Source organism: Wolbachia endosymbiont (group A) of Apoderus coryli, from assembly GCF_947251615.1.
Lineage (GTDB): Bacteria > Pseudomonadota > Alphaproteobacteria > Rickettsiales > Anaplasmataceae > Wolbachia.
Genome location: NZ_OX366367.1, coordinates 1,134,823 through 1,155,522, shown reverse-complemented (window position 1 = coordinate 1,155,522; position 20,700 = coordinate 1,134,823). Strand labels below are relative to the sequence as shown.

Here is a 20,700-nt window from a genome sequence, read left to right as displayed (position 1 = left end):
TAAGTGATGGATAAAAAAGTGCTATTAGAACTAAGTAATGGATTAAAAATCGAGCTACCTGTATTAAGTGGAACAATAGGTCCTGACGTGTTAAATATCAAGGATTTATATAAGACGACAGGATTATTCACTTATGATCCGGGGTTTGTTTCTACAGCTTCATGCTCTTCCACAGTTACATTCATTGATGGAGATGAAGGAGTTCTTAAATATAGGGGACATGATATAGCTGATTTGGCAGAGAATAATAGTTTTACTGCTGTGATTTATTTATTGCTCTATGGTGAATTACCCAGTTCAGAGCAACACAAAAAATTTCTTCTCAAAATACAAAAATTATCCAAAGTATCAGAGCAAGTTACAAATGTAATCAAAGCATTTCCAAAAACTGCTCACCCTATGTCGATTTTAATTGCATGTTTTGCAAGTTTGTCAGCATCTTACCATGAAAAGCATGGCAACAATATCAATGGTGAAGATCTAGATTTTGGAATTTCTGCAATAGCACAAGTTCCTGCAATTGTTGCAATGATTTATAGGCATATCAACAATCAGGAATTCATAAATGCTAACAATGAATTAAGTTACAGTGAAAATTTCTTAAAGATGATATTTGGCGATGCTGTTGATAATGATAAAAGCGCCCTTTTTGCAAAAGCTCTGGATAAAATATTTACTCTCCATGCTGACCATGAGCAAAATGCTTCTACAGCAACTGTCAGACTGGTGGGATCGGCTGGTTCTAATCTGTTTGCAAGCCTCTCTGCAGGAGTTGCTACACTTTGGGGACCAGCACATGGTGGAGCTAATGAGGCAGTTATAAATATGCTAAAAGAGATAGAGCAAAGTGGAGATATAGATAAATTCATCGAAAAAGCTAAAGATGATAAAGATCCATTTAAATTGATGGGATTTGGACATCGTGTTTATAAAAATTATGATCCGCGCGCGCGCATATTGAAAGACGCTTGCCATGAGGTTCTAAGTAAACTAGAACAAAATAATGAATTGCTCAAAATTGCAAAAAAACTTGAAGAAATAGCTTTAAAGGATGAATATTTTATTGTGCGTAAGTTATATCCAAATGTTGATTTTTACTCAGGTATAATAATGAATGCTATCGATATTCCCTCAAATATGTTCACGCCTATTTTTGCACTTGCAAGAACCACTGGTTGGGTTACTCAGTGGTATGAAATGATAAATGATAAAGAAACTAAGATCTGTAGACCAAGGCAACTCTATTTTGGTAAATAAATTTATTTTCACTTCATTAGACTTCTTGCATAACCCAAACTAAGTAGAAAAAAGGTGTCATCTGAGTAGCTGACACTGGAGTAATGCCCTCCTTTGTCATCCCAGTGCCTTGACTACTTGGATCCAGATTGGGCACTAAGTTGGTAAGCATAAAAGTGTTATGTTAAAACACAACGTTCTTGATGGGATTATATGGAAAACTGGATCCCAGTGTCTGGGCACTGGGATGACACCATCTGCCACGCAAATTGCCTGCAAATTGCAATGTTCGTACAGTTGTGGAATGGATCGCGGTATGACGGTTCGTGGCAGCATGACGGTTCGCGGCGGGATGACGATAAGCTCGTCATCCCGCTACTTGTTAGCGGCTAAGAGCTTATCCGCAAACGAAAAAAAGTATAGTATATGAGTTTTAAAAATGGGGTTAGAAATGAGAAAAAAGTATCCTACAGATCTTAGTGAAAGAGAGTGGTCGCTAATAGAGAAACACTTTAGAGTATCATACAAGAAAGGAGGAAGGCTGCTAAAACATAGCAAAAGAGAAGTATTATCGGCAATTTTTTATGTACTACGTACAGGATGTCAATGGCGCTATTTACCGCACGCCATGGAAGACAGTATATGAACAATTTAGGAGGTGGAAAAAGCAAGGAATTTTCGAAAAAATGAACTACGATATCACTAAATATAGTAGGTCAAAAATGGGAAGAAACGAGGAGCCAAGTGCTTGCATAGTAATCTGTAAAAACGACAGAAAAAGGGGGATCAAAGGTTATGATGGGAGTAAAAAAGTAAAAGGTAGAAAAAGGCACATAATCTCGGCTTTGAAAACCGTGCTCAATACTATGCTGCTAAAGCTTACTCAAGGCAAGCTGATAAAGGTGACCAGTATCATAACCTTAAGGAAATTATCTTTATTGCTATAGCAGATTGTGTACTGTTTCCTAATAAATCTGAGTACAAATCAAAGCATACTATTCGAGATGAAGACACTAATGAGCATGATCTAAAAGATTTCTATTTTATATTTATTGAGTTGCCAAAATTTCCAAAGAATAAGGAAGAACAGCTAGAAAGTATAGTGGATCGTTGGTTGTTTTTCTTCAAATATGCAGATGAAACTACGGAAGAAGACTTAAGGAAAATAGCAGAAAAAGCACCAATAATAAAGTTAGCCTACGATGAATTAGACAGGTTTAGCTGGAATGAAAAAGATCTAATAGCGTATGAAGAAAGAATAATGGATCTACGTAAGGAAGAAGCCATCCTTGAATACAGACTTGACCTTGCTGAAGAGAAAGGTATACAAATTGGCGAAGAAAGAGGCATCAAAATCGGTAAAGAGGAAGGAAAAATTGAAGTCGCAAAAGCAATGCTGGCTAATAATGTTGATGTCAACACTATTGTCAAGTTTACTGGCCTTTCTATTAGTGAGATTGAAGAACTAAGTGTGAACGGTTACAGAGTAATTTCAAAGGTATCCGTTCAGCAGAGTGGCAAAATAGGTAGACAAGGTGATCTAAAAAGATAATCATAGAGTAAATGTGAGTTACAATAAATGGTGTCATCCCAGTGCCCAGACACTGGGATCCAGGTTACTATATATGAAAAGTTATTATGTTTATATACTTGCAAGTGAACGAAATGGAACCCTGTATATAGGTATAACATCAAATTTAATCAAACGAATTTGGGAGCATAAAAGCAAAGCCATTTCCGGTTTCACGTCAAAGTACAATGTTAGTAAATTAGTCTACTTTGAGGAGTTTCAAGACATAAATTTAGCAATTAGTAAAGAAAAGCTTCTAAAAAGCTGGCAGAGAAAATGGAAAATAAACTTAATTGAAAAAACAAATCAAGAATGGAAAGATTTATATGATGAAATCGTATCTGGATTCCAGTGTCAAGCACTGGAATGACACCATTTGTTGTGCAAATTACCTTTGCAAACAAATGTTCGTACAGCTGTGTGTCACGCACTTTGCTTCAATATTTGCACATTAGCCACTCCCCTGAACAGATACTTTCAAAGTGCATTTGCAGTTGGAACGGATACATTTAATGAGAGTCCCATTTCACGGTGTTCAAATCTACTCCTTCTTGTACCATCTCCCAAAGTGGGCTCATTTCTCTCAGTCGGCCAACATTTTTAGCAACAAGATCTGCTGCGTACAAAACTTCTTCTTTAGTTGTAAATCGGCCTAGGCCAAATCTAATTGATGAATGCTCAAGGTCATGGCCATTATTTAGCGACCGTACGACATAGGAAGGCTCAAGAGACGCAGACGTGCACGCAGAACCAGAACTTACTGCTAAATCCTTGATTGCCATGATGAGAGACTCACCCTCAACATAGGGAAAGCTCAAGTTTAGGTTGCCAGGAATTCTATTTTCATAATCACCATTTAAAACGATATCAGGAAACGCTTCTTTTATCTTGTTATACAAAATATCCCTTAATTCTTCCACTCTAGTTGTTTCTTTTTTCATTTCTTCTCTAGCAATACGTGCCGCTTCACCAAAACCAACTGCAAGAGGTGTTGGAACTGTTCCAGAACGCATACCTCTTTCTTGTCCACCACCACTAATTAGTGGTATCAGCCTAACACGAGGATTCTTTCTACGGACATATAATGCACCTATTCCCATAGGTCCATAAATTTTGTGGCTAGAGAGACTCATAAGATCAATGCACATCTCATTAACATCAATTGGAACTTTTCCAAAGCTTTGAGCTGCATCTGTGTGGAAAAATATATTATGCTTTCTGCATATTTTACCAATCTCCTTTACAGGCTGAATTACTCCGATTTCATTATTTACCATCATCACTGAAACCAGGATTGTTTTATCAGTAATTGCTTCCTCAAGCTTTAATAAATCTATAATTCCGTTTTGCTTAACAGGCAAATATGTAACTTTAAAGCCTTCATTTTCCAGATGCCGACAAGAATCCAGAACACACTTATGCTCCGTGCAGACAGTTATTATATGATTTCCTTTATTTTTATAAAAGTGAGCAACGCCCTTGATTGCCGTATTATTTGACTCAGTTGCACCTGAGGTAAAGATAATTTCTTTGCTATCTGCGTTCACCAGATCAGCGATATGTTTCCTTGCTTTTTCCACTGCTTCTTCAGCAGTCCAACCAAATGAATGGCTGCGAGAGTGTGCATTACTGAACTCACCAAAGTAAGGTATCATCACCTCTAAAACACGGGGATCTACTTTAGTAGTAGATTGATAATCAAGAAATATTGGTAATTTTATTTTAGCATCATGTATTTTTTTACTTTCAACATTCATAAAGCTACCACAGAGACAAAATTTACAATTATTTTATAGCATTAAAACTTAATTTTTTCAAGATATAATCTTGCATCAACAAACGTTGTCACCAAAGGGATGTGTGTATGACGCTGGTTCACTCTGTGATGGTGTCATGCAAGTAGCTTGACGCTGGAATGGCTTTGTTGCATCGCTAGCTATGATGGATTAAAGATAAAAAAGATGGAGAATATCAGTAGCTTATTATTCTGGTATTTATAACAAGAACGGTCAGTGAATACCTAAATTTGAGTAAAAGAAATTTCACTACCACTCACTAATCCGGCTAAAATTCAAGAATTTCAATGCTTTAGCTATTTTCAATAGAATTAAGTTTATTAATATAAATAATAAATTACTATTCTTAAATTTGATCAGATTGATTGCAAAAAAACAAGATTTTCAATAGGTTGCTTATAATCCTAACTATAGTTAGCCTTTCATAAGTAGCGATGCAACAAAGCCATTCCAGTGTCAGCTACTTTCATGACACCGTCATAAAGGAACCAGTGTCAAGCTACTTTGATGACACCTTTTTTCTGCTTAGTTTAGGTTATGCAGAAGTCTAATACAATTATAGAACAAGCTTAAAAATTCTGGTAAAGTAGTTTTATTTACAAAGAATATGCTACTTGAAATTGAAAAGCGCAGCATAACAAATGCATTGTGGAAGTTACAAGAAGCAGATCAAAGGGAAATCTTAACTCTTATACAGAGATTTGAGTTGCCAGAAGTACTAGCAAGAATATTGGTTACTCGTGGTGTTAACATAGAAAATGCAAGCGACTTCTTATATCCACTAATCAGATTGCTATTACCAGATCCCTTTCACCTTCTTGATATGGATAAAGCTGTTTCTCGTATAATACGGGCAATAAAAAATAATGAAAACATTGCAATATTTGGTGACTATGATGTTGATGGTGCAACGTCGTCAGCATTGATCAACAGGTACCTAAGAGCAATCGGTATACACTCTATAATCTACATTCCAGATCGTGTTGATGAGGGCTATGGATTAAACACAGATGCTTTATTACAACTTAAAAAAAACGGGATCGATTTATGTATTTCCGTTGATTGTGGTACGCTTGCATATCAACCAATAGAAGATGTAAAGGTCTTTGGTCTTGATATTATAGTTGTCGATCATCATCTTGGTACGGAAAAATTACCAAGCGCCGTAGCAGTTGTTAACCCAAACCGCCTTGATGAGAGCTCTCCTTATAATAACTTAGCAGCAGTTGGAGTGTCATTTCTGCTAATTGTTGCTCTTAATAAAAGCCTACGTGAGCAAGGATTTTTTACCAACAAAAAAGAACCAGATTTATTTGATCTGCTGGATTTGGTTGCCCTGGGAACTGTCTGTGATGTTATGCAGATTACCGGCCTAAATAGAGCATTTGTCTCACAAGGATTAAAAGTGATGTCAGCAAGAAAAAACGTTGGCTTGCGTGTTTTATTTGATGCTTTGGGAATCCTTGAAAAACCAAGTGTTTCGCGGTTAGGGTTTAGTATTGGGCCATGCATAAATGCTGGAGGAAGAATCGGAGAAGCATCGCTTGGTGCACGGCTACTTTCTACGGATGATGAAGAAGAGGCACATTCAATCGTGCTAAAATTAATAGATTTGAATAATGCAAGGAAAGTGTTAGAAAATGAGGCTCTCTTAGAAGCCACAGCACAAGCGGAAAAATTTGCCCAATTAGGTGTAAATTTTATAATGGTAAGTGGCAATTGGCACCAGGGGATAATCGGTATAATTGCATCAAGGCTAAAGGAGCAGTTTCACTTACCAACGATAGTGATGTCTTTAAACAATGGAATAGGAAAAGCAAGCTGTAGATCAATTTTGGGAGTTGATATCGGTGCTGCAGTCCTTTCCGCAAAGTTTATAAATTTGATTATTGAAGGTGGTGGCCATAGTATGGCGGCAGGATTTTCAATTAAAGAAGACAAAATAAATGATTTGCATGATTTTTTTACTGAAAGATTTTCAAACTCTATAAATGAGAAAACTTTAAAAGCTGATAGTATAGTAACTGCTAAAGCAATAAATTTATCTTTATGGAATCAATTGCAACGCTTGGGACCATTTGGAGTTGGGAATCCTGAACCAAGGTTTATTATCCAAGGAGCAAAGATAAGAAAACCTGAAGTTATAGGAGTTGACCATATAAAATGTTTTATTGCTGATGATAATATTATGGTAAGAGCTATTGCATTTCGTTCTGCAAATACTCATCTTGGCTCTGCTATCATGCAGGGTAATGTTAAAGCTATTTTGGGTAAAATCTCTATGAATTACTGGAATGGCAATGAATTTGTACAATTTTTAATAGAAGATGTATTGACCATTAGTTGAGTGTATCTGTTCAGCAGAGTGGCAAAATAGGTAGACAAGATAAACCAAAAAATCAAGAAAAAGTGAGTGTACAACAAATGGTGTCATCCCAGTGCTTGACACTGGGATGACACCATTTGTTGTACACTCACTTTTACTCTATGGTTATACTACCTTGCCGCTATCCTGAACGGACACGAAAATGTTGTATAGTGCACAATCAATTTTTCTGGATCCAAGTAGTCAAGGCACTGCCTTTGTGTTTGAGGCAAAATCGGCTATAACACTTAACATACTGCCTTTGCAAACAAATGTTCGTACAGTTATGTGTCAGCTACTTGCATGACACCATTTGTTGTAAACTCACTTTTACTCTATGGTTATACTACCTTGCCGCTATCCTGAACGGATACCAATAATTACCTATCAACCTCACCAAAAACTATATCGAGTGAGCCAATAATTGCTGCAACGTCGGCAAGCATGTGTCCTTTTGCCATAAAATCCAAAGCTTGTAAATGCGCAAAGCCAGGTGCTCTTATTCGGCATCTGTAAGGTCTATTGGTACCATCTGAAACTATATACACTCCAAACTCGCCTTTTGGTGCCTCAACAGCTGTGTAAGCCTCACCTTTTGGTACATGATACCCTTCCGAATAAAGTTTAAAATGGTGGATGAGAGCTTCCATAGATTTTTTCATCTCCGCTCTTGGCGGTGGAGAAATTTTTCTATCTTCAGTTTTTACTGGCCCTTCAGGCATTTTCTCTATACACTGCTTCACTAAGCTAACAGACTGCCTGATCTCTGCCATTCTAACTAGATAACGGTCATAACAGTCGCCATTTTGGCCGATCGGTATATCAAAATCTAGCTGATCATATATTTCATATGGCTGGCTTTTTCGCAAATCCCAAGCAAGCCCAGCAGCGCGCAGCATTGGGCCACTAAAGCCCCAATCAAGTGCCTGTTTAATTGATATTTCACTAATTCCTACAGTGCGTTGCTTCCATATTCTATTTTCTGTTAAAAGTTCATCAACATCGTCTATATACTTTGGAAATTGCTCTATAAACTTTGCAATATCCTCAATCAAACCTTCTGGAACATCTGCTGCAATTCCACCTGGCCTGATGTAAGCTGCGTGAAACCTTGCACCTGAAGCTCTTTCGTAAAATTCCAGTATTTTTTCTCTTTCTTCAAAGAGCCATAAAAGAGGGGTCATTGCTCCAACATCAAGCGCTTGAGAAGAAACGTTCAGTAAATGATTTAGTATTCTCGTCAGTTCACAAAACAAGACACGTAAATACTTTGCCCTAATTGGAATTTCGCATTGCAACAATTTCTCCACACACAGTGAATATGCATGCTCTTGTGACATTGGTGATACATAATCAAGGCGATCAAAATAAGGCAAAGCTTGAAGGTACGTTTTATGTTCTATTAATTTTTCAGTACCGCGGTGCAAAAGCCCAATATGGGGATCTGCCCTCTCGATTACTTCACCATCCATCTCCAAAACAAGACGCAACACTCCATGTGCAGCCGGATGCTGAGGGCCAAAATTTAACATCATTGTCTTTAGATCAGGCATATCCGATAGTTTAAGATATTAGAATTGTATAGACTGAAGTACGTTGAAAGTCAATTAAAAACCCTCAGTTATATAATTGACATTGGTTGCAACATTATGTAATAATGAAGGATTACATCAATGAAGAGGATTATCATGCCTGATCAAAAAAAGTTTGCATCGTATGCATTAATAACCATAGGGTCCGTAGGGCTTATAGCCAATACCATAGCTTTTAAGTATTGTTCTAATTTATCGCCCTTGATTGCAGGGGGAATGATTGGCTCTATGATCCCGCTATTTGGATGTGCTGTTATTGGCGTTTTATTGCTTATGGATAGAATCCTTCTCAGAGCTTGTCCGGAAACTGGTAAACTCAAGCATATTCCCTCCTTAACATAACCCTACTCATAGCCAGGTATATGAAATTTTCAGTGGATGTTGTAAATATTCCTTTGATAGCCTTCTATTCCTCAAGCAAAAGTCCTTTCTACAACCCATCTTCTTGACTGTACTTTAAACCCCTGTTCCCTCATTGGTAGTAGTTCAGGTGGTGTGTCTTTGTGTACCCAAAACCTACATGGAGGCCTTTTAACAATTTTAATGTCTATTCCGTACTCTTTTTCTATGTACTCCTTTAAATTTCTTCCTTGATACCCCATATCAGACCACATTTTCTTAACGTTAGTATATTTTTTCCTTATATTATCCAATGCTACCATCTCTGTCATTTTCACTAGCAGCACCCACATAACAGCCTAATATAAAACCCTGAGATTATGTACCTTTTTCTACCTTTTACTTTTTTACCCCCATCATAACCTTTGACCCCCCTTTTTCTGTCGTTTTTACAGATTACTATGCAAGCACTTGGCTCCTCGTTTCTTCCCATTTTTGACCTACTATATTTAGTGATATCGTAGTTCATTTTTTCGAAAATTCCTTGCTTTTTCCACCTCCTAAATTGTTCATATACTTTCTTCCATGGCGTGCGGTAAATAGCGCCATTGACATCCTGTACGTAGTACATAAAAATTGCCGATAATACTTCTCTTTTGCTATGTTTTAGCGGCCTTCCTCCTTTCTTGTATGATACTCTAAAGTGTTTCTCTATTAGCGACCACTCTCTTTCACTAAGATCTGTAGGATACTTTTTTCTCATTTCTAACCCCATTTTTAAAACTCATATACTATACTTTTTTTCGTTTGCGGATAAGCTCTTAGCCGCTAACAAGTAGCGGGATGACGAGCTTATCGTCATCCCGCCGCGAACCGTCATGCTGCCACGAACCGTCATACCGCGATTCATTCCACAACTGTACGAACATTGCAATTTGCAGGCAATTTGCGTGGCAGATGGTGTCATCCCAGTGCTTGACACTGGGATCCAGCCTTTTCATAATCATCAAAACGTTGTATTTTAACATAAAACGGCTACTTTTATGCTTACCAACTTAATAAAATTCCTGGATCCCAGTGTCAAGCACTGGGATGACATCATAGAGGCGCTGGGATGACACCCTCCTGCTAGACAATGTTCGTACAGTTGTAGATTCATTCGCGGTATCTCTAGATCCCGCTAACACGTAGCGGGATGACGGTTGTCAGGGTGTCATCCTAGTAGTGTGACACTGGTTTCCTCTATAATGGCGTCATTCCAGCGCCCCTATGATGTCATTCCAGTGCTTGACACTGGAATCCAGCCTTTCTGCAATCTCATCGAAAACGTTGTAACCACTTTCTATGATAGTTTGCTTGCTCACAAGCAAACTTTCCTGGATCCCAGTGTCTGGGCACTGGGATGACAAAAAAAGGAGCACTGGAATGACACCATTTGTTGTGTTTAACAAAGTTCGTACTTAGCTTCATGTTAGCTATAAATATTTAAGAAACTTACCAAATGAAAAAAAAGGCAAAAGAAACCCTGGTCATTGTCTATTTTCAGTATTGGCGTTTTTTAAGTCTTAAACACTGCAATTTAGCTGCTTTTAAGTGCAACTAACCTTAGCTAAAATGTTTAAGAAATTTACTAAGCAGAAAAAAAGGCAAAAGAAACCCCGTGGTAATTAGTGTTCACTCTCTAATCCTTCAAATTGGCGTACTATACTGTCTTAAACGACTTATAAGCGCGTTTCAGCTTATATGGGTAAAAACCCAGAAATATTGTGAAGACATAAGGTGCACATAGTGCGAAAAATTAAAAATAAGACGCCAACTACGTTGTTTTTTTGCTGTTTAATCTGCACAGATGAAGATAACTGAATACCTTCAGTTTCATGATAAGGGGGCTGGCGAAATGTGTCAAGGAAGTTTTTCGTTTCTATCAGCTACCTAGATGACAGGATTGCTCTTGAATTTGTATAGCTACATTGTCGGTAAATCTAAATTGCTTTAATAATTTTGATTGAAAAATAGTTTTTCTATTATATAAATGCTACTTTAGGGTAATCAAAATGGAAAACGATAAATATAGCCTAGGTTTAAGAGTTATCCATTGGTTGATGGCTGTTTTTATTATCGGTATGCTTTGCTCTGGACTTTATATGAAAAGCTTACCACTTAGCAATGAGATTAAGTTCAACATATACGCTATTCATAAGGCTTGCGGTATCACTATTCTTGGATTAATCATAGTACGCATATTTTTTCGCGTCTTTACTTATGTTCCACCACTTCCAGCAAATTTTTCTCGGTTTGTAATCAATGCAAGTAAAACAGTACACTTTGGTTTATATTCTTTAATGGTGCTAATGCCACTATCTGGCTATGTTATGTCTTCTGCTTCTGGCAAAAAGATCAAGTATTTTTTTCATATCCCTTTGTTGATTAATCAAAACAAAGACCTAGCTAACACGGCTAATGAGCTACATTCGATGCTTGCATATTTTATGGTACTCTTTATAATCTTACATATACTTGGCGCTTTGAAGCACACATTTATAGATAAACAAAACATTTTTAAACGTATGATATAGGTTATATGTTAAGTAGCCTCTGGAAAAAAGGAACAGATTTTCTTGGCAGTGAGTTTGCGATAATGGGTGGTGCTATGAGCTGGGTTTCAGAGAGAAACTTGGTTTCAGCAATCTCAAACGCTGGCGGTTTTGGTGTGATTGCATGTGGTGCAATGTTTCCAGACTTACTGGAAAAGGAAATCATAGAGACACAAAAATTAACTAACAAACCATTTGGTGTAAACCTAATTACTATGCACCCAAAGTTGAGTGAGTTGATAGATGTGTGTATTGAAACGAAAGTAAGCCATATAGTGCTTGCTGGCGGATTACCAACGAAGCCTAATATAGAAAAAATTAAGAGTGCAGGCATTGAAGTTATGTGCTTTGCACCAGCATTAAGCCTTGCGAAAAGGTTAGTAAAAATGGGAGTAGATGCGTTAATAATAGAAGGAATGGAAGCAGGTGGGCACATAGGGCCAGTTAGCACTTCTGTTCTTGCACAAGAAATATTGCCTCATTTTAAAAATGAACAAATACCAGTGTTTGTTGCAGGTGGAATAGGCAGAGGCGAAGTGATAGTTAATTACTTAGAAATGGGAGCAAGTGGCTGTCAAATAGGCACATTATTTGTCTGCACTAATGAGTCGATTGCCCACAAAAATTTTAAGGAAGTATTTATTAAATCAGCCGCACGTAATGCAATACCTTCTGTACAGATAAGTGCTGATTTTCCTGTAATTCCAGTAAGAGCTATAGCCAACAAAGCAAGCGATGACTTTATGAAGCGTCAAAAAGAAGTTATTGATGAATACCAAAAGGGACAGATCTCAAAAGAAGATGGGCAGCTTGAAATAGAAAAATTCTGGGCTGGAGCTTTAAGAAGAGCAGTAATTGATGGAGATGTTGAAACGGGATCTTTAATGGCTGGCCAAAGTGTTGGCATGGTTGATAAGGAAAAGCCTGTAAAAGAAGTAGTGAATATGTTAGTTCAACAGGCAAGTAATTATATTGATAGCAAATCTGTAGAAGTAGAAAACCCAGTAATTAGAAAGCAAATGGTTAAGTGACTTTCCAATAAGCAAATTATCCATATATGGCATAATTGCCCAGTTTTAATGTAAAATTAACGCTAAAGAGGTATCTATACATTTTATTATGTATGGAGGAATGTTATGCTAAGTCCTTTAAAAAAATCTCAGAATAATACAGGAGATATTAACCGACAATTGCACAACACTATATACAAAAAGGTAACAAAAAAAACACATAATCATGAAAGCCCAAAAAAAAATGGAGATGGAACTATCAAAAAATGCATAGAGTTGTTCAAGAAAGAGGCTAATCCTAATGTATTAATTGAATTAGAAAAATCACTGAAAGAGCAAGAAGAATCTTATAATTATTACACCAAAAACTTTCTTCCAGTGTTGGAAACAGGAGTAATGGAATTAGAGGTCAAACTTCCAGTATTTAACAATAAAATAGAACAATCACAAAGATCACCAACAAGAAGAGGGAAAATATTAGAAATAATTTCAGGGATTATTAAAAGGAGCAGCAATAAAGATTCAAAAATAGAAGAACAACCTATTAATTCCATAAAAAAAGAGATCCCAGTGTCAAGCACTGGGATGACAGAAAATAATGTAGAAAGTCCAACTAAAGAAGAAGTATGTGCTAGTGACTCAGATAGTGGAGTAAGTTCACGCAAACCGAGTGAAGAAAGTTTAGAATCACCAATAAGTAGTAGAAGGAGCAGTATGAGCTCAATATTAAGCTCTGCTGGAGAAAATAACGATCCGCAAAAAGAGAATGAGAATCAAATGCAACCAGAGCAAGCTGCACCAGAAGAGCCACAGGTGTCATCCCAGTGCTTGACACTGGGATCCAGAGAAAAAGAAAGTATGGATCCAAATAGTCAAACTACTCAGATGACAGGCAGTCGGATACAAGATTCAACGCAATCCGAAGAAAAAAAGGACAAAAAAAATACCATTACAACTGTGCAGAAACTTCCTGTGAATGAGAAAAAGGGTGAAGATATTCCACTTAAACAACCCAATAACAGAAATCTTCACGTTGCATTTGTAGCAGGTTGTGCTCTCTCCACAATAGGGTGCATTGTTGCAGGAGCAATGACATCAGGATTGATAGGAGCAGGACTACTTGCTATGGCTGCAGTGTTTGCTATAGCAGCAGTAGCTGAATTGCATTCAAACTTCCTATCAAGTAAATTAATATCCATTAATGTGAGTCCTCTTGTTGATGATAAAGAGCTTACAGCATGTTCACAGCGGTAAAAATTAAATATGTGTTACTTGTAGTGGATAAGTGAATTCAGTTCTTGCCTATTGATATAAAAGTTGTTATATTTGAGGAATGTTTAAAAGGTGTTTAGTTGATGCGCATTCAATTGAATAAAGTTTTGGTTTTTATAGCCTTATTAAGTTTCATTTTTGCATCATATTCTAGCGAAGCAAGTTCGGTGAGTGATGAGTTAAAGGATGTACAAGAAACGGTAAAAAATTTTATTTCTTCATTTTCAATTAAAGATACTGTAGAAAATATGAGTCCTTCAACAATCATAGGGTTGTGTATAGCTGCGGTGATACTTGCAGTAGTGTTCAGAGGTCTAATCTTTTTTATGATAATGTTTGGTGTACTGGTCCTGATGTTCGGTAGTACAGAAAAGGCAACAGACTACTTAAAAGAAAAATTTAACTTTGCAAAAGATATAAAATTACAATCCGATAGCGAAAAAAAAGATAAAAATTAAGATAGTATTTTTATCTTTTTTAATTATCTTTATTGAATACGCATATGCAGCTAAAAGTACCAGCAATTAACTCTAAGTTTGAAAAAAAGAACAACTTAGCATTACTAGAAAGCATTGATTTAGATTTCATTCCGTATGCTTGTCATTACGATGAAGAAACCATACTAACAAAACAGGGAGAATTGTTAAAAATAATCAAGTTAGAAGATTATTCTTCTGTTGATAACTACAGCGACCTTAGAACTGAAATTAGAAAAAGCATATCAAAAAATATTAATAGCCTATATTTTACCGTTTGGATTCATACCGTTAGAAAGCGCAATAAGTTGAGCTTAAAATGGAATAAAACTGAAGACTTCTCTGATAAGCTACATTCAGCGCGGTTTGATAAACTTACTGATAGTAAATTACAGTATATAAATGAATTATATATTGTAATATTGTTTAGCGATTTTGGCAAGCATACTAATAATTCATTTTTTTTTAATAGAATAAAGAATAAGCATAAGCTGTCTTTACAAGGAAGCCACCAGGAGTTGCAAAAGATAACTGACTTAATTCACAGTGATTTAGGACCTTTTGGAGCTAAAAAACTGGGTCTAAGATTTAGTGAAGGTAAAATATATTCTGAAATGATAGAATTTCTCCACTATATTGTTACATTAACGCACAAAGATTATCCAATACATGAAGGGGACCTGTCGCAATATATTAGAAATTTTAAAATAGCTTTTGGTTTTAATACGTTTCAAACAATATTTGAAAGTCAACAGAAATTTGGCTCTATTTTCAGCATAAAGGAATACCGGGAAATCTCTTTAGGCAATATAGATAGATGCTTGCAGCTTGAATCTGAATTTATCATTACAGAAATAATGATATTTACTAGTAATAGTAAGGCAATAAAAGAATTTAACAAACAAATTAACATGCTGCAAATTAGTGAGGATAATACCTTACTTAAAAATTCAGGAATTGAAGAAATAATAGAGCTTGAAAAGACCTCTAGTATAGACTTTTGCCAACAGAAAATTATTTTTACAATATTTGCAGACGATAGGAATAAGTTAGCCGAAAATATTAGTGATTTATCTTCTATAATGTCATTAATTGGCTTCATGATATTTAGAACTGATTTACATATGGAAAGTCATTTTTGGGCACAACTTCCGGGCAATTTTACTTTTATTACACAACCGAAAAATATATTAGCAAAGTATGCTTGCAGTTTTGCTATGCTGCATGATTTTACGTCAGGTACATTAAAAGGAGGAAGGTGGAAAGAAGCGGTAACAGTTTTTTTCTCAAGAGAAAGAAATCCTTACTTCTTTAATTTCCATGGAAAAAGAAATAATGGCCATACTACGATACTTGGAGCTCCAAATTCAGGCAGAACTTCACTCATTAATTTCCTATTATCAGAATCAAGAAAGTTTAACCCAAGAACTGTCATATTGGATAACACTGGAAAGTCGATAATTTTTACTAAAGCAGTGAGTGGTAAATATTACATAATCGATCCAAAATATAAGGACAAAAGCCTAAAATTTAATCCACTAAACATTGAAGATAGTGCTTCCAATCGCAATATGTTGGTTGAACTGATCAGAAGAATGGTAGCCGATACGAGCTTGGTGGACGTAGAAGAAAAGATAAGAAAAATTGTGGATTCTATATTTGCTATACCCAAGGAATCACGTTCTATTTCACAAATTTCTGAGGTGCTCTTGCTCCTTGGGGGTAAGATAAGTAGATGGTGTGACGATGGTGACTTTGCTTACTTATTTCAAGATGGTGATGAATCAGATATTGACTGGGAAACAAAAATTATATCTCTCAACACCGCAAACCTTACAAAACAAAAGGAATGTATGTCCGTGATACTTTACTATTTTTTATATTCTTTTGAGGCAAAATGTGATGGCTCGCCTGCAATACTTGTTTTGGATGAAGCGTGGGAGATAAGTAATATTTTTCCTACAGAGAAAGAGTTTGATAACTGGATGCAAAGAATGACGGAACTAAATGTTGTAGTAATCCTAAGTACTGAAAATTTAAATCTCGCATTTGCTAGCAAATTTACTCAATATTTAGATAAACATGTTGATACAAGAATCTTGATGCCGAACGTCAATGCAAATAGATTATACATGAAAGCATTTTCTCTATCGAAAGAGGAGCTGAATATAATTCTGCAGACGCCAACACAGGAAGGTTTATTTTTGATAAAACAGTACAAAGGATTAGTAACTTTAAATTTAGATTTAAAGAATATGCAAGAAATACATGTACTTTCAGCTAACAAAGAGACTATAAAGTATATGTATGAGGCAATAAAGGAAAAAGGAGAAGAAGTTAATGAGTGGTTACCGGTGTTTTATGAGAAGTGTAAGGCTTAATTTTTCGTTGATATTCTTCTTGATATTTGGTCTTTCGTATCAAGGATATGCTGATTGTCCAACATTTGTAGAAAGTAATACTTGGTGGGAGGCAATAGCTGGTGGCAATTGGGTAAAAGAAATTAAGGTAAAAGCAATAAAAGATCAAGGAGTGGTTGGCTATTTTAATCCTAAAATTAGAGTATGTGCTTATGATGGAAAAAGTTACTGCTATGACTTGCAAAGTGGGGAATCCTGCCGCCAAATATATGGAACACAAAGTACAGGTGGGGGTGTTTCTGCTGCAGCTTTCATTGATTGGGAAGGAAATAGAATGTTAGCTGATGGAACAATTAAGACAGATAACAGTGAAAAAATTAAAGAAGGAATTGCGAAAGGTCTTGGGTGGGAGTGGGCAGATGATGTGACTGATGAGGAAAAAAGAAGATTCGCTAACTCTCCTAAGATATGTGCCTGCAGTCAAAAAGGGGCTTGTATGTCAGGAATTTCTTCGTGGGGTGCTAAAGTGTTTTCGGGAGCAAATATTTTTCGTCCTGGAGATATGGATAAAGCTTGTGACACCTGTTACCAAAAGAAGATAAAATGTGCTCCTATACCACTTGCACCTGGCCCCCCTCCATTTTGCGAGCAACTTGCAATGTCACCTCCACAAGTTAGAATTGTTCCTATAACAAATGGAGACAATGATTACTTTAACCCTAAAGTTAAGGTAATAGCTGGTGATCTAATAGAAGAAGACAGAAAGATTGGAAAAGAATTAGATTTTCCCAGAAAATACAAAAAAGATAAAGCTGGGGAGCGCCTTACTTCGGATGAAGTTGTTAGGGAGTATCCTATTTTGGATAAAGATGGCACGACACATTACTTCGCAACTTATAGAGAAAAAGATAAGCTCTGCGCTGAATACCATGGAACTCAAAGTATAGATGGAAAAAATCCACAGTTCGTCCGCTGCTTCCCGGCACCACCTGCTCCAGAACCTAAGATAGTGAAGGTAGCAAATGAAAACACGCTAGAAATAGAAATGAAGATGAGCGAGAGCACTTGTAGAGCACACGGAACCTACAGTAATGGTTCCTGTACTTTTAATGTTACCAACCATCCTGTAAATATTGGCCCTCTATCTTTAAAAGTAGTAAAACCAGCAATAGTAGCAAAAACGACTGATAGTAATAACAAAAAAAATTATATTGATAATATTATAGAAGGTATATTAGAAAGTAATCCGCAACAATTTAAAGTTCTGAAAGAATATGGCTATGTTCCTGATATTGAAACGGAATGTAAAGAGTTTCAGGGGAATAAGTGCAAATTGAACAACTTAGGACAACCAGAAATAGAAGTAAAGTATAAAGGAAATTCTAACAGTAAAATGCTTTGTCTTTCTGGTTGGCAACCAGAACCAGAAGAGTTTATCCTTAAAAGAGGAGAGGAGATAATACCACTAAAATTAATGGGAATAAAATATATTAAATACAATGCTGTTTACTCCAAGGAATCAAATCAGTTCTATTATCTTCCAAGCAAGGAAATAGTTGACCTTTTGAAAGAACCTCAAAATCGGTTGGATAAAATAATATTTAATAAGCAAGGATACGTTTTCTTCCCTGACGAAAATAAGCAGAAGAAGGGAGAATGCAGTTACTGCGTGAATTACGATAAAGACATAGATGAACAATTTACAAACAACAAAGTCAAAGTAGTATATAAGTTGATAGATACAGAGCATAAAGAAGGATGTAAGCAAGGTAATGATGGTTGCATCTGCTTTGATGGAAAGTGTAGCCGTTCAAAACAATATTTGAATAAAAATAAAAATGAAAATGATAAGCAATTTTACTTAAGGTATGAGGAAGTGGATTGTAAAGATAAGGATGGTAAAGTATTAAGAGATAAAAAAAATGAAGTACGAAAGTGTACACAATTAAAAGATCAACTGATTAAAGCAGATAGAACAGAGGTCTTTTATGCTGATAAATTGTGTAGGCTTGACTGGGAAGGTTTAAAAAAGAAATTAAAAGAGATAATCAAGAAACAACTGAAAGATAAGAAACAAGAACTGGAAAAAAATAGTGAAAAATCCTATAAGCCTGAAGATGGAGATGTTTATACAGATGACTTATCAATAATGTTTGACCGTGTTGAAATAGAAGCGTGGGGAAGTGGTGAAGCAGGTCATATACAAGGTAGTGGCTGTAAAAGTGAAAACTGCCATTCTACTGAAAGCAGAGTAGGAATGCCAGGAGATTATATTAAAGCTCAATTGGAAATTGATCCTAATTATCCTCGAATTAATATTCGAGTTACAGAGGGAGGAGGTAATCAGGAAAATAACTCCTCAGACAAGGACGGAGGACCTATTTTTATAAAAATGTGTCGTTCAGACAAACAAGATTGCAAGCCATTAATCACTGTTGCAGGGGGAGGTATGTATAGAACATATGGTCCTGAACGTACAAGTTATCGGGACACAATAATTCATGAACCGAGTTTAAAATTAGAAGAAAGGATCATAACAGCAGATGCATTGAAGTCTACTGAAGATGATAAAATAACATATATAGAAGATGGTAAAGTCAAGTATGAAACAGTAAATTGTGAAAGTAATTTTAGAAGCAATAAACCTGGTGCAGGTGGTTGCATTGATAAAAACAAAGAAATTCATGATGAAAACTCTCCAAGATATATGCAGAAAGGAATTTATGGTAAAGGCTCTCCAGGGTATGTGAAGATTAGACCTATTATGAAGGAATTTGACGAAGAAGAAATAAATGCTGCTATTAAAAAAGTAATAGAGGATCTATACGATCTTGAAACTATGACTGATTTTTGGGTAGGGGACCTTAACGTGAATATAAGAGAGATAATTGAAGAGGAAATCAAAAAAGAATTGTTAAGGTAAAAAGATATAAATTATGCTCTTGTTTTAGTAATTAATTAAAGTAAAGCATGTAGTAAATGGTGTATCTTAACAAAAAGGTATAACGAATGTAAGGAGGGAGTACTTTATGTCTCTAAAGAATAAAATTTCTGAGCTAATAGAACAACAATTTAGCATTAAATACCATGACAATTATTTGGCTTACGCTATACATAAGTGGGCTGCAAGTGAAATATCTAATTCTATTGCTTTTTGCATAATTGGTTGTGGAAATTGCAAGATTGGACATCAAGATGCTGCAAATTCATTCAACATAACAAAAGAAGAAATTGAACAAGGCAATATTGCAAGCATAGAAAGTAAAATAAAAAATGAAGCTGAAAAATCAGGTAGCGAGTTTTCTGAGTTGATCTCTAGGTTTGATCAATCGCTAAAAGAACAAAGTGGAAAGTCTATTGTACAAATTTTAGATTCATCTGCTGAGGAGATGTTACAGAGTTTTTGTGACAGCACTATATGGCAAAATAATTCTCCAGAACCTCAAGAAGTTAGTGCAACTCCTGCTTCATCTGAAGAGTCTGCTACAGAAGGTTTGGAAACTAGTGTTAGTCCAGATCCTTTTTCAACTTAATCAACCCCGTATATATGTTTTTTTTGTACCCATGCTTTACGTTTTGGGGTAGAAAGAAAACACCACTCTTCGTTGCACTTTTCTATTTTCATTACTACAAACTTGTCTATTTTCATAGTAATCTTGCTGTCTACACTCTGTTTTTGATATCCATAAGCGTCTTCTTTTACAATCGCGTAGTACTTATCACTAAGAAGATTGCCTTTTATCCATCCGCAGTCTTCATATATATCACAGACCTTTTTCCAACTCTCAAACTCTTCTATCACTTTCAGGGGCAGATTTTTGCAAGTGTATATCCATTTTACAGGATAGTGAAACCCTGGCCCCGTTCTCATGTTGATCTTATTTGATTTGGTTGAAACAAAGTTGTTAGCAAACAAGCTATGGCTAAATAATAAAAACAATAGGATAATAGTACTGAACCAAGATCCCAGTGTCACGCACTGGGATGACGTGAGTGATAGTGTAACAGATTTGTTCATCATAATTCACGATTAGATTGACATAAGATAAAGAGTAAATTAAAAATTGAATAGATCTTTAAATGCAAAATC

The 20,700-nt window shown here is 35.9% G+C and carries 23 protein-coding genes and 2 pseudogenes; 15 read left to right on the top strand and 10 right to left on the bottom strand.

What is annotated here, in order from left to right; all coding sequences use genetic code 11:
• Positions 1-6 precede the first annotated feature (6 nt).
• Entirely contained in the window at positions 7-1,257 is a 1,251-nt protein-coding gene (locus OPR43_RS05925; RefSeq protein ID WP_265035684.1) for a citrate synthase, read from the top strand.
• Positions 1,258-1,273: 16 nt separating this feature from the next.
• On the opposite strand, the gene OPR43_RS05920 is transcribed toward OPR43_RS05925, so the two are convergent.
• Together OPR43_RS05920 and OPR43_RS05915 are read right to left on the bottom strand one after the other, a co-directional pair.
• Positions 1,274-1,408, bottom strand: a complete 135-nt coding sequence (locus OPR43_RS05920; protein ID WP_265026009.1) for a hypothetical protein — start codon at positions 1,406-1,408, stop codon at positions 1,274-1,276.
• A 37-nt stretch (positions 1,409-1,445) separates the two neighbouring features.
• Entirely contained in the window at positions 1,446-1,607 is a 162-nt protein-coding gene (locus OPR43_RS05915) for a hypothetical protein (RefSeq protein WP_265034519.1), read from the bottom strand.
• An 80-nt stretch (positions 1,608-1,687) separates the two neighbouring features.
• Here OPR43_RS05915 and OPR43_RS05910 point away from each other — a divergent pair.
• From OPR43_RS05910 to OPR43_RS05895, 4 genes and pseudogenes are all read left to right on the top strand, one after another.
• Positions 1,688-2,078, top strand: a pseudogene (locus OPR43_RS05910) (transposase); the annotation flags it as partial.
• Positions 2,078-2,716: pseudogene (locus tag OPR43_RS05905) on the top strand (Rpn family recombination-promoting nuclease/putative transposase); the annotation flags it as partial. The pseudogenes OPR43_RS05910 and OPR43_RS05905, both read left to right, overlap by 1 nt.
• A 145-nt stretch (positions 2,717-2,861) precedes the next feature.
• Positions 2,862-3,176, top strand: a complete 315-nt coding sequence (locus OPR43_RS05900; protein WP_064085789.1) for a GIY-YIG nuclease family protein — start codon at positions 2,862-2,864, stop codon at positions 3,174-3,176.
• Positions 3,158-3,319 carry a hypothetical protein gene (locus OPR43_RS05895; protein WP_265034518.1) on the top strand — a complete coding sequence of 54 codons (162 nt, stop codon included), beginning with the start codon at positions 3,158-3,160 and terminating at the stop codon, positions 3,317-3,319. The genes OPR43_RS05900 and OPR43_RS05895 overlap by 19 nt, the downstream gene beginning before the upstream one ends.
• Here the strand turns inward: OPR43_RS05895 and OPR43_RS05890 are convergent.
• Positions 3,316-4,563: an IscS subfamily cysteine desulfurase gene (locus tag OPR43_RS05890; RefSeq protein ID WP_265034517.1), complete on the bottom strand. Its 1,248-nt coding sequence runs from the start codon at positions 4,561-4,563 to the stop codon at positions 3,316-3,318. The two genes, OPR43_RS05895 and OPR43_RS05890, sit on opposite strands and share 4 nt — an antisense overlap.
• Positions 4,564-5,209: 646 nt before the next feature.
• On the opposite strand from OPR43_RS05890, the gene recJ reads away from it, so the two are divergent.
• A complete protein-coding gene (gene recJ / locus OPR43_RS05885) occupies positions 5,210-6,949 on the top strand; it encodes a single-stranded-DNA-specific exonuclease RecJ (RefSeq protein ID WP_265034516.1) in 1,740 nt (579 codons plus the stop codon).
• 181 nt (positions 6,950-7,130) lie between these two features.
• Positions 7,131-7,274 (top strand): hypothetical protein, encoded by a 144-nt coding sequence (locus OPR43_RS05880; RefSeq protein WP_265034515.1) that lies wholly within the window; start codon positions 7,131-7,133, stop codon positions 7,272-7,274.
• 73 nt (positions 7,275-7,347) lie between these two features.
• Here OPR43_RS05880 and OPR43_RS05875 read toward each other — a convergent pair whose 3' ends face one another.
• The 4 genes from OPR43_RS05875 to OPR43_RS05860 form a co-directional block, all read right to left on the bottom strand.
• Positions 7,348-8,520: an NADH-quinone oxidoreductase subunit D gene (locus OPR43_RS05875; protein ID WP_265034514.1), complete on the bottom strand. Its 1,173-nt coding sequence runs from the start codon at positions 8,518-8,520 to the stop codon at positions 7,348-7,350.
• 143 nt (positions 8,521-8,663) lie between these two features.
• Positions 8,664-8,879 carry a hypothetical protein gene (locus tag OPR43_RS05870; protein WP_265034513.1) on the bottom strand — a complete coding sequence of 72 codons (216 nt, stop codon included), beginning with the start codon at positions 8,877-8,879 and terminating at the stop codon, positions 8,664-8,666.
• Between the two features lie 93 nt (positions 8,880-8,972).
• Complete coding sequence (locus OPR43_RS05865) at positions 8,973-9,230, bottom strand: hypothetical protein (RefSeq protein WP_265034512.1); 258 nt, start codon at positions 9,228-9,230, stop codon at positions 8,973-8,975.
• A gap of 5 nt (positions 9,231-9,235) precedes the next feature.
• Entirely contained in the window at positions 9,236-9,661 is a 426-nt protein-coding gene (locus OPR43_RS05860) for a transposase (RefSeq protein WP_265034511.1), read from the bottom strand.
• Positions 9,662-9,741: 80 nt separating this feature from the next.
• Here OPR43_RS05860 and OPR43_RS05855 point away from each other — a divergent pair, with 80 nt between their 5' ends.
• Positions 9,742-9,957 (top strand): hypothetical protein, encoded by a 216-nt coding sequence (locus OPR43_RS05855; protein WP_265034510.1) that lies wholly within the window; start codon positions 9,742-9,744, stop codon positions 9,955-9,957.
• Here the strand turns inward: OPR43_RS05855 and OPR43_RS05850 are convergent.
• The gene (locus tag OPR43_RS05850; RefSeq protein WP_265034509.1) at positions 9,954-10,085 is read right to left on the bottom strand and encodes a hypothetical protein; all 132 of its coding nucleotides are present in this window, start codon (positions 10,083-10,085) and stop codon (positions 9,954-9,956) included. The two genes, OPR43_RS05855 and OPR43_RS05850, sit on opposite strands and share 4 nt — an antisense overlap.
• A 66-nt stretch (positions 10,086-10,151) precedes the next feature.
• A complete protein-coding gene (locus tag OPR43_RS05845) occupies positions 10,152-10,349 on the bottom strand; it encodes a hypothetical protein (RefSeq protein WP_265034508.1) in 198 nt (65 codons plus the stop codon).
• 603 nt (positions 10,350-10,952) lie between these two features.
• Between OPR43_RS05845 and OPR43_RS05840 the strand changes: the two genes are divergently transcribed.
• The 7 genes from OPR43_RS05840 to OPR43_RS05810 all read left to right on the top strand — a co-directional run bounded on the left by OPR43_RS05840 (position 10,953) and on the right by OPR43_RS05810 (position 20,143).
• Complete coding sequence (locus OPR43_RS05840; RefSeq protein WP_265034507.1) at positions 10,953-11,474, top strand: cytochrome b; 522 nt, start codon at positions 10,953-10,955, stop codon at positions 11,472-11,474.
• A gap of 5 nt (positions 11,475-11,479) precedes the next feature.
• The gene (locus tag OPR43_RS05835; protein WP_265034506.1) at positions 11,480-12,523 is read left to right on the top strand and encodes an NAD(P)H-dependent flavin oxidoreductase; all 1,044 of its coding nucleotides are present in this window, start codon (positions 11,480-11,482) and stop codon (positions 12,521-12,523) included.
• Between the two features lie 105 nt (positions 12,524-12,628).
• The gene (locus OPR43_RS05830) at positions 12,629-13,756 is read left to right on the top strand and encodes a hypothetical protein (protein WP_265034505.1); all 1,128 of its coding nucleotides are present in this window, start codon (positions 12,629-12,631) and stop codon (positions 13,754-13,756) included.
• Positions 13,757-13,857: 101 nt separating this feature from the next.
• Complete coding sequence (locus OPR43_RS05825; protein ID WP_265026661.1) at positions 13,858-14,232, top strand: hypothetical protein; 375 nt, start codon at positions 13,858-13,860, stop codon at positions 14,230-14,232.
• A 44-nt stretch (positions 14,233-14,276) separates the two neighbouring features.
• Complete coding sequence (locus OPR43_RS05820) at positions 14,277-16,631, top strand: VirB4 family type IV secretion/conjugal transfer ATPase (RefSeq protein WP_265034504.1); 2,355 nt, start codon at positions 14,277-14,279, stop codon at positions 16,629-16,631.
• Positions 16,612-19,533 (top strand): hypothetical protein, encoded by a 2,922-nt coding sequence (locus tag OPR43_RS05815; RefSeq protein WP_265034503.1) that lies wholly within the window; start codon positions 16,612-16,614, stop codon positions 19,531-19,533. Before OPR43_RS05820 ends, OPR43_RS05815 begins: the two co-directional genes overlap by 20 nt.
• Positions 19,534-19,639: 106 nt before the next feature.
• Positions 19,640-20,143: a WBM0748 family T4SS-associated protein gene (locus OPR43_RS05810; RefSeq protein WP_265034502.1), complete on the top strand. Its 504-nt coding sequence runs from the start codon at positions 19,640-19,642 to the stop codon at positions 20,141-20,143.
• On the opposite strand, the gene OPR43_RS05805 is transcribed toward OPR43_RS05810, so the two are convergent.
• Positions 20,140-20,631 (bottom strand): SH3 domain-containing protein, encoded by a 492-nt coding sequence (locus tag OPR43_RS05805; RefSeq protein ID WP_265034501.1) that lies wholly within the window; start codon positions 20,629-20,631, stop codon positions 20,140-20,142. The genes OPR43_RS05810 and OPR43_RS05805 overlap by 4 nt on opposite strands.
• Positions 20,632-20,700: the final 69 nt, after the last annotated feature.

Coding starts and splice junctions, on each gene's coding strand:
- OPR43_RS05925 (WP_265035684.1), top strand. CDS start 7: ATGGATAAAAAAGTGCTATTAGAACTAAGTAATGGATTAAAAATCGAG.
- OPR43_RS05920 (WP_265026009.1), bottom strand. CDS start 1,408: ATGCTTACCAACTTAGTGCCCAATCTGGATCCAAGTAGTCAAGGCACT.
- OPR43_RS05915 (WP_265034519.1), bottom strand. CDS start 1,607: ATGACGAGCTTATCGTCATCCCGCCGCGAACCGTCATGCTGCCACGAA.
- OPR43_RS05900 (WP_064085789.1), top strand. CDS start 2,862: ATGAAAAGTTATTATGTTTATATACTTGCAAGTGAACGAAATGGAACC.
- OPR43_RS05890 (WP_265034517.1), bottom strand. CDS start 4,563: ATGAATGTTGAAAGTAAAAAAATACATGATGCTAAAATAAAATTACCA.
- recJ (WP_265034516.1), top strand. CDS start 5,210: ATGCTACTTGAAATTGAAAAGCGCAGCATAACAAATGCATTGTGGAAG.
- OPR43_RS05880 (WP_265034515.1), top strand. CDS start 7,131: ATGTTGTATAGTGCACAATCAATTTTTCTGGATCCAAGTAGTCAAGGC.
- OPR43_RS05875 (WP_265034514.1), bottom strand. CDS start 8,520: ATGCCTGATCTAAAGACAATGATGTTAAATTTTGGCCCTCAGCATCCG.
- OPR43_RS05865 (WP_265034512.1), bottom strand. CDS start 9,230: ATGACAGAGATGGTAGCATTGGATAATATAAGGAAAAAATATACTAAC.
- OPR43_RS05860 (WP_265034511.1), bottom strand. CDS start 9,661: ATGAGAAAAAAGTATCCTACAGATCTTAGTGAAAGAGAGTGGTCGCTA.
- OPR43_RS05855 (WP_265034510.1), top strand. CDS start 9,742: ATGACGAGCTTATCGTCATCCCGCCGCGAACCGTCATGCTGCCACGAA.
- OPR43_RS05840 (WP_265034507.1), top strand. CDS start 10,953: ATGGAAAACGATAAATATAGCCTAGGTTTAAGAGTTATCCATTGGTTG.
- OPR43_RS05835 (WP_265034506.1), top strand. CDS start 11,480: ATGTTAAGTAGCCTCTGGAAAAAAGGAACAGATTTTCTTGGCAGTGAG.
- OPR43_RS05830 (WP_265034505.1), top strand. CDS start 12,629: ATGCTAAGTCCTTTAAAAAAATCTCAGAATAATACAGGAGATATTAAC.
- OPR43_RS05825 (WP_265026661.1), top strand. CDS start 13,858: ATGCGCATTCAATTGAATAAAGTTTTGGTTTTTATAGCCTTATTAAGT.
- OPR43_RS05820 (WP_265034504.1), top strand. CDS start 14,277: ATGCAGCTAAAAGTACCAGCAATTAACTCTAAGTTTGAAAAAAAGAAC.
- OPR43_RS05815 (WP_265034503.1), top strand. CDS start 16,612: ATGAGAAGTGTAAGGCTTAATTTTTCGTTGATATTCTTCTTGATATTT.
- OPR43_RS05810 (WP_265034502.1), top strand. CDS start 19,640: ATGTCTCTAAAGAATAAAATTTCTGAGCTAATAGAACAACAATTTAGC.
- OPR43_RS05805 (WP_265034501.1), bottom strand. CDS start 20,631: ATGATGAACAAATCTGTTACACTATCACTCACGTCATCCCAGTGCGTG.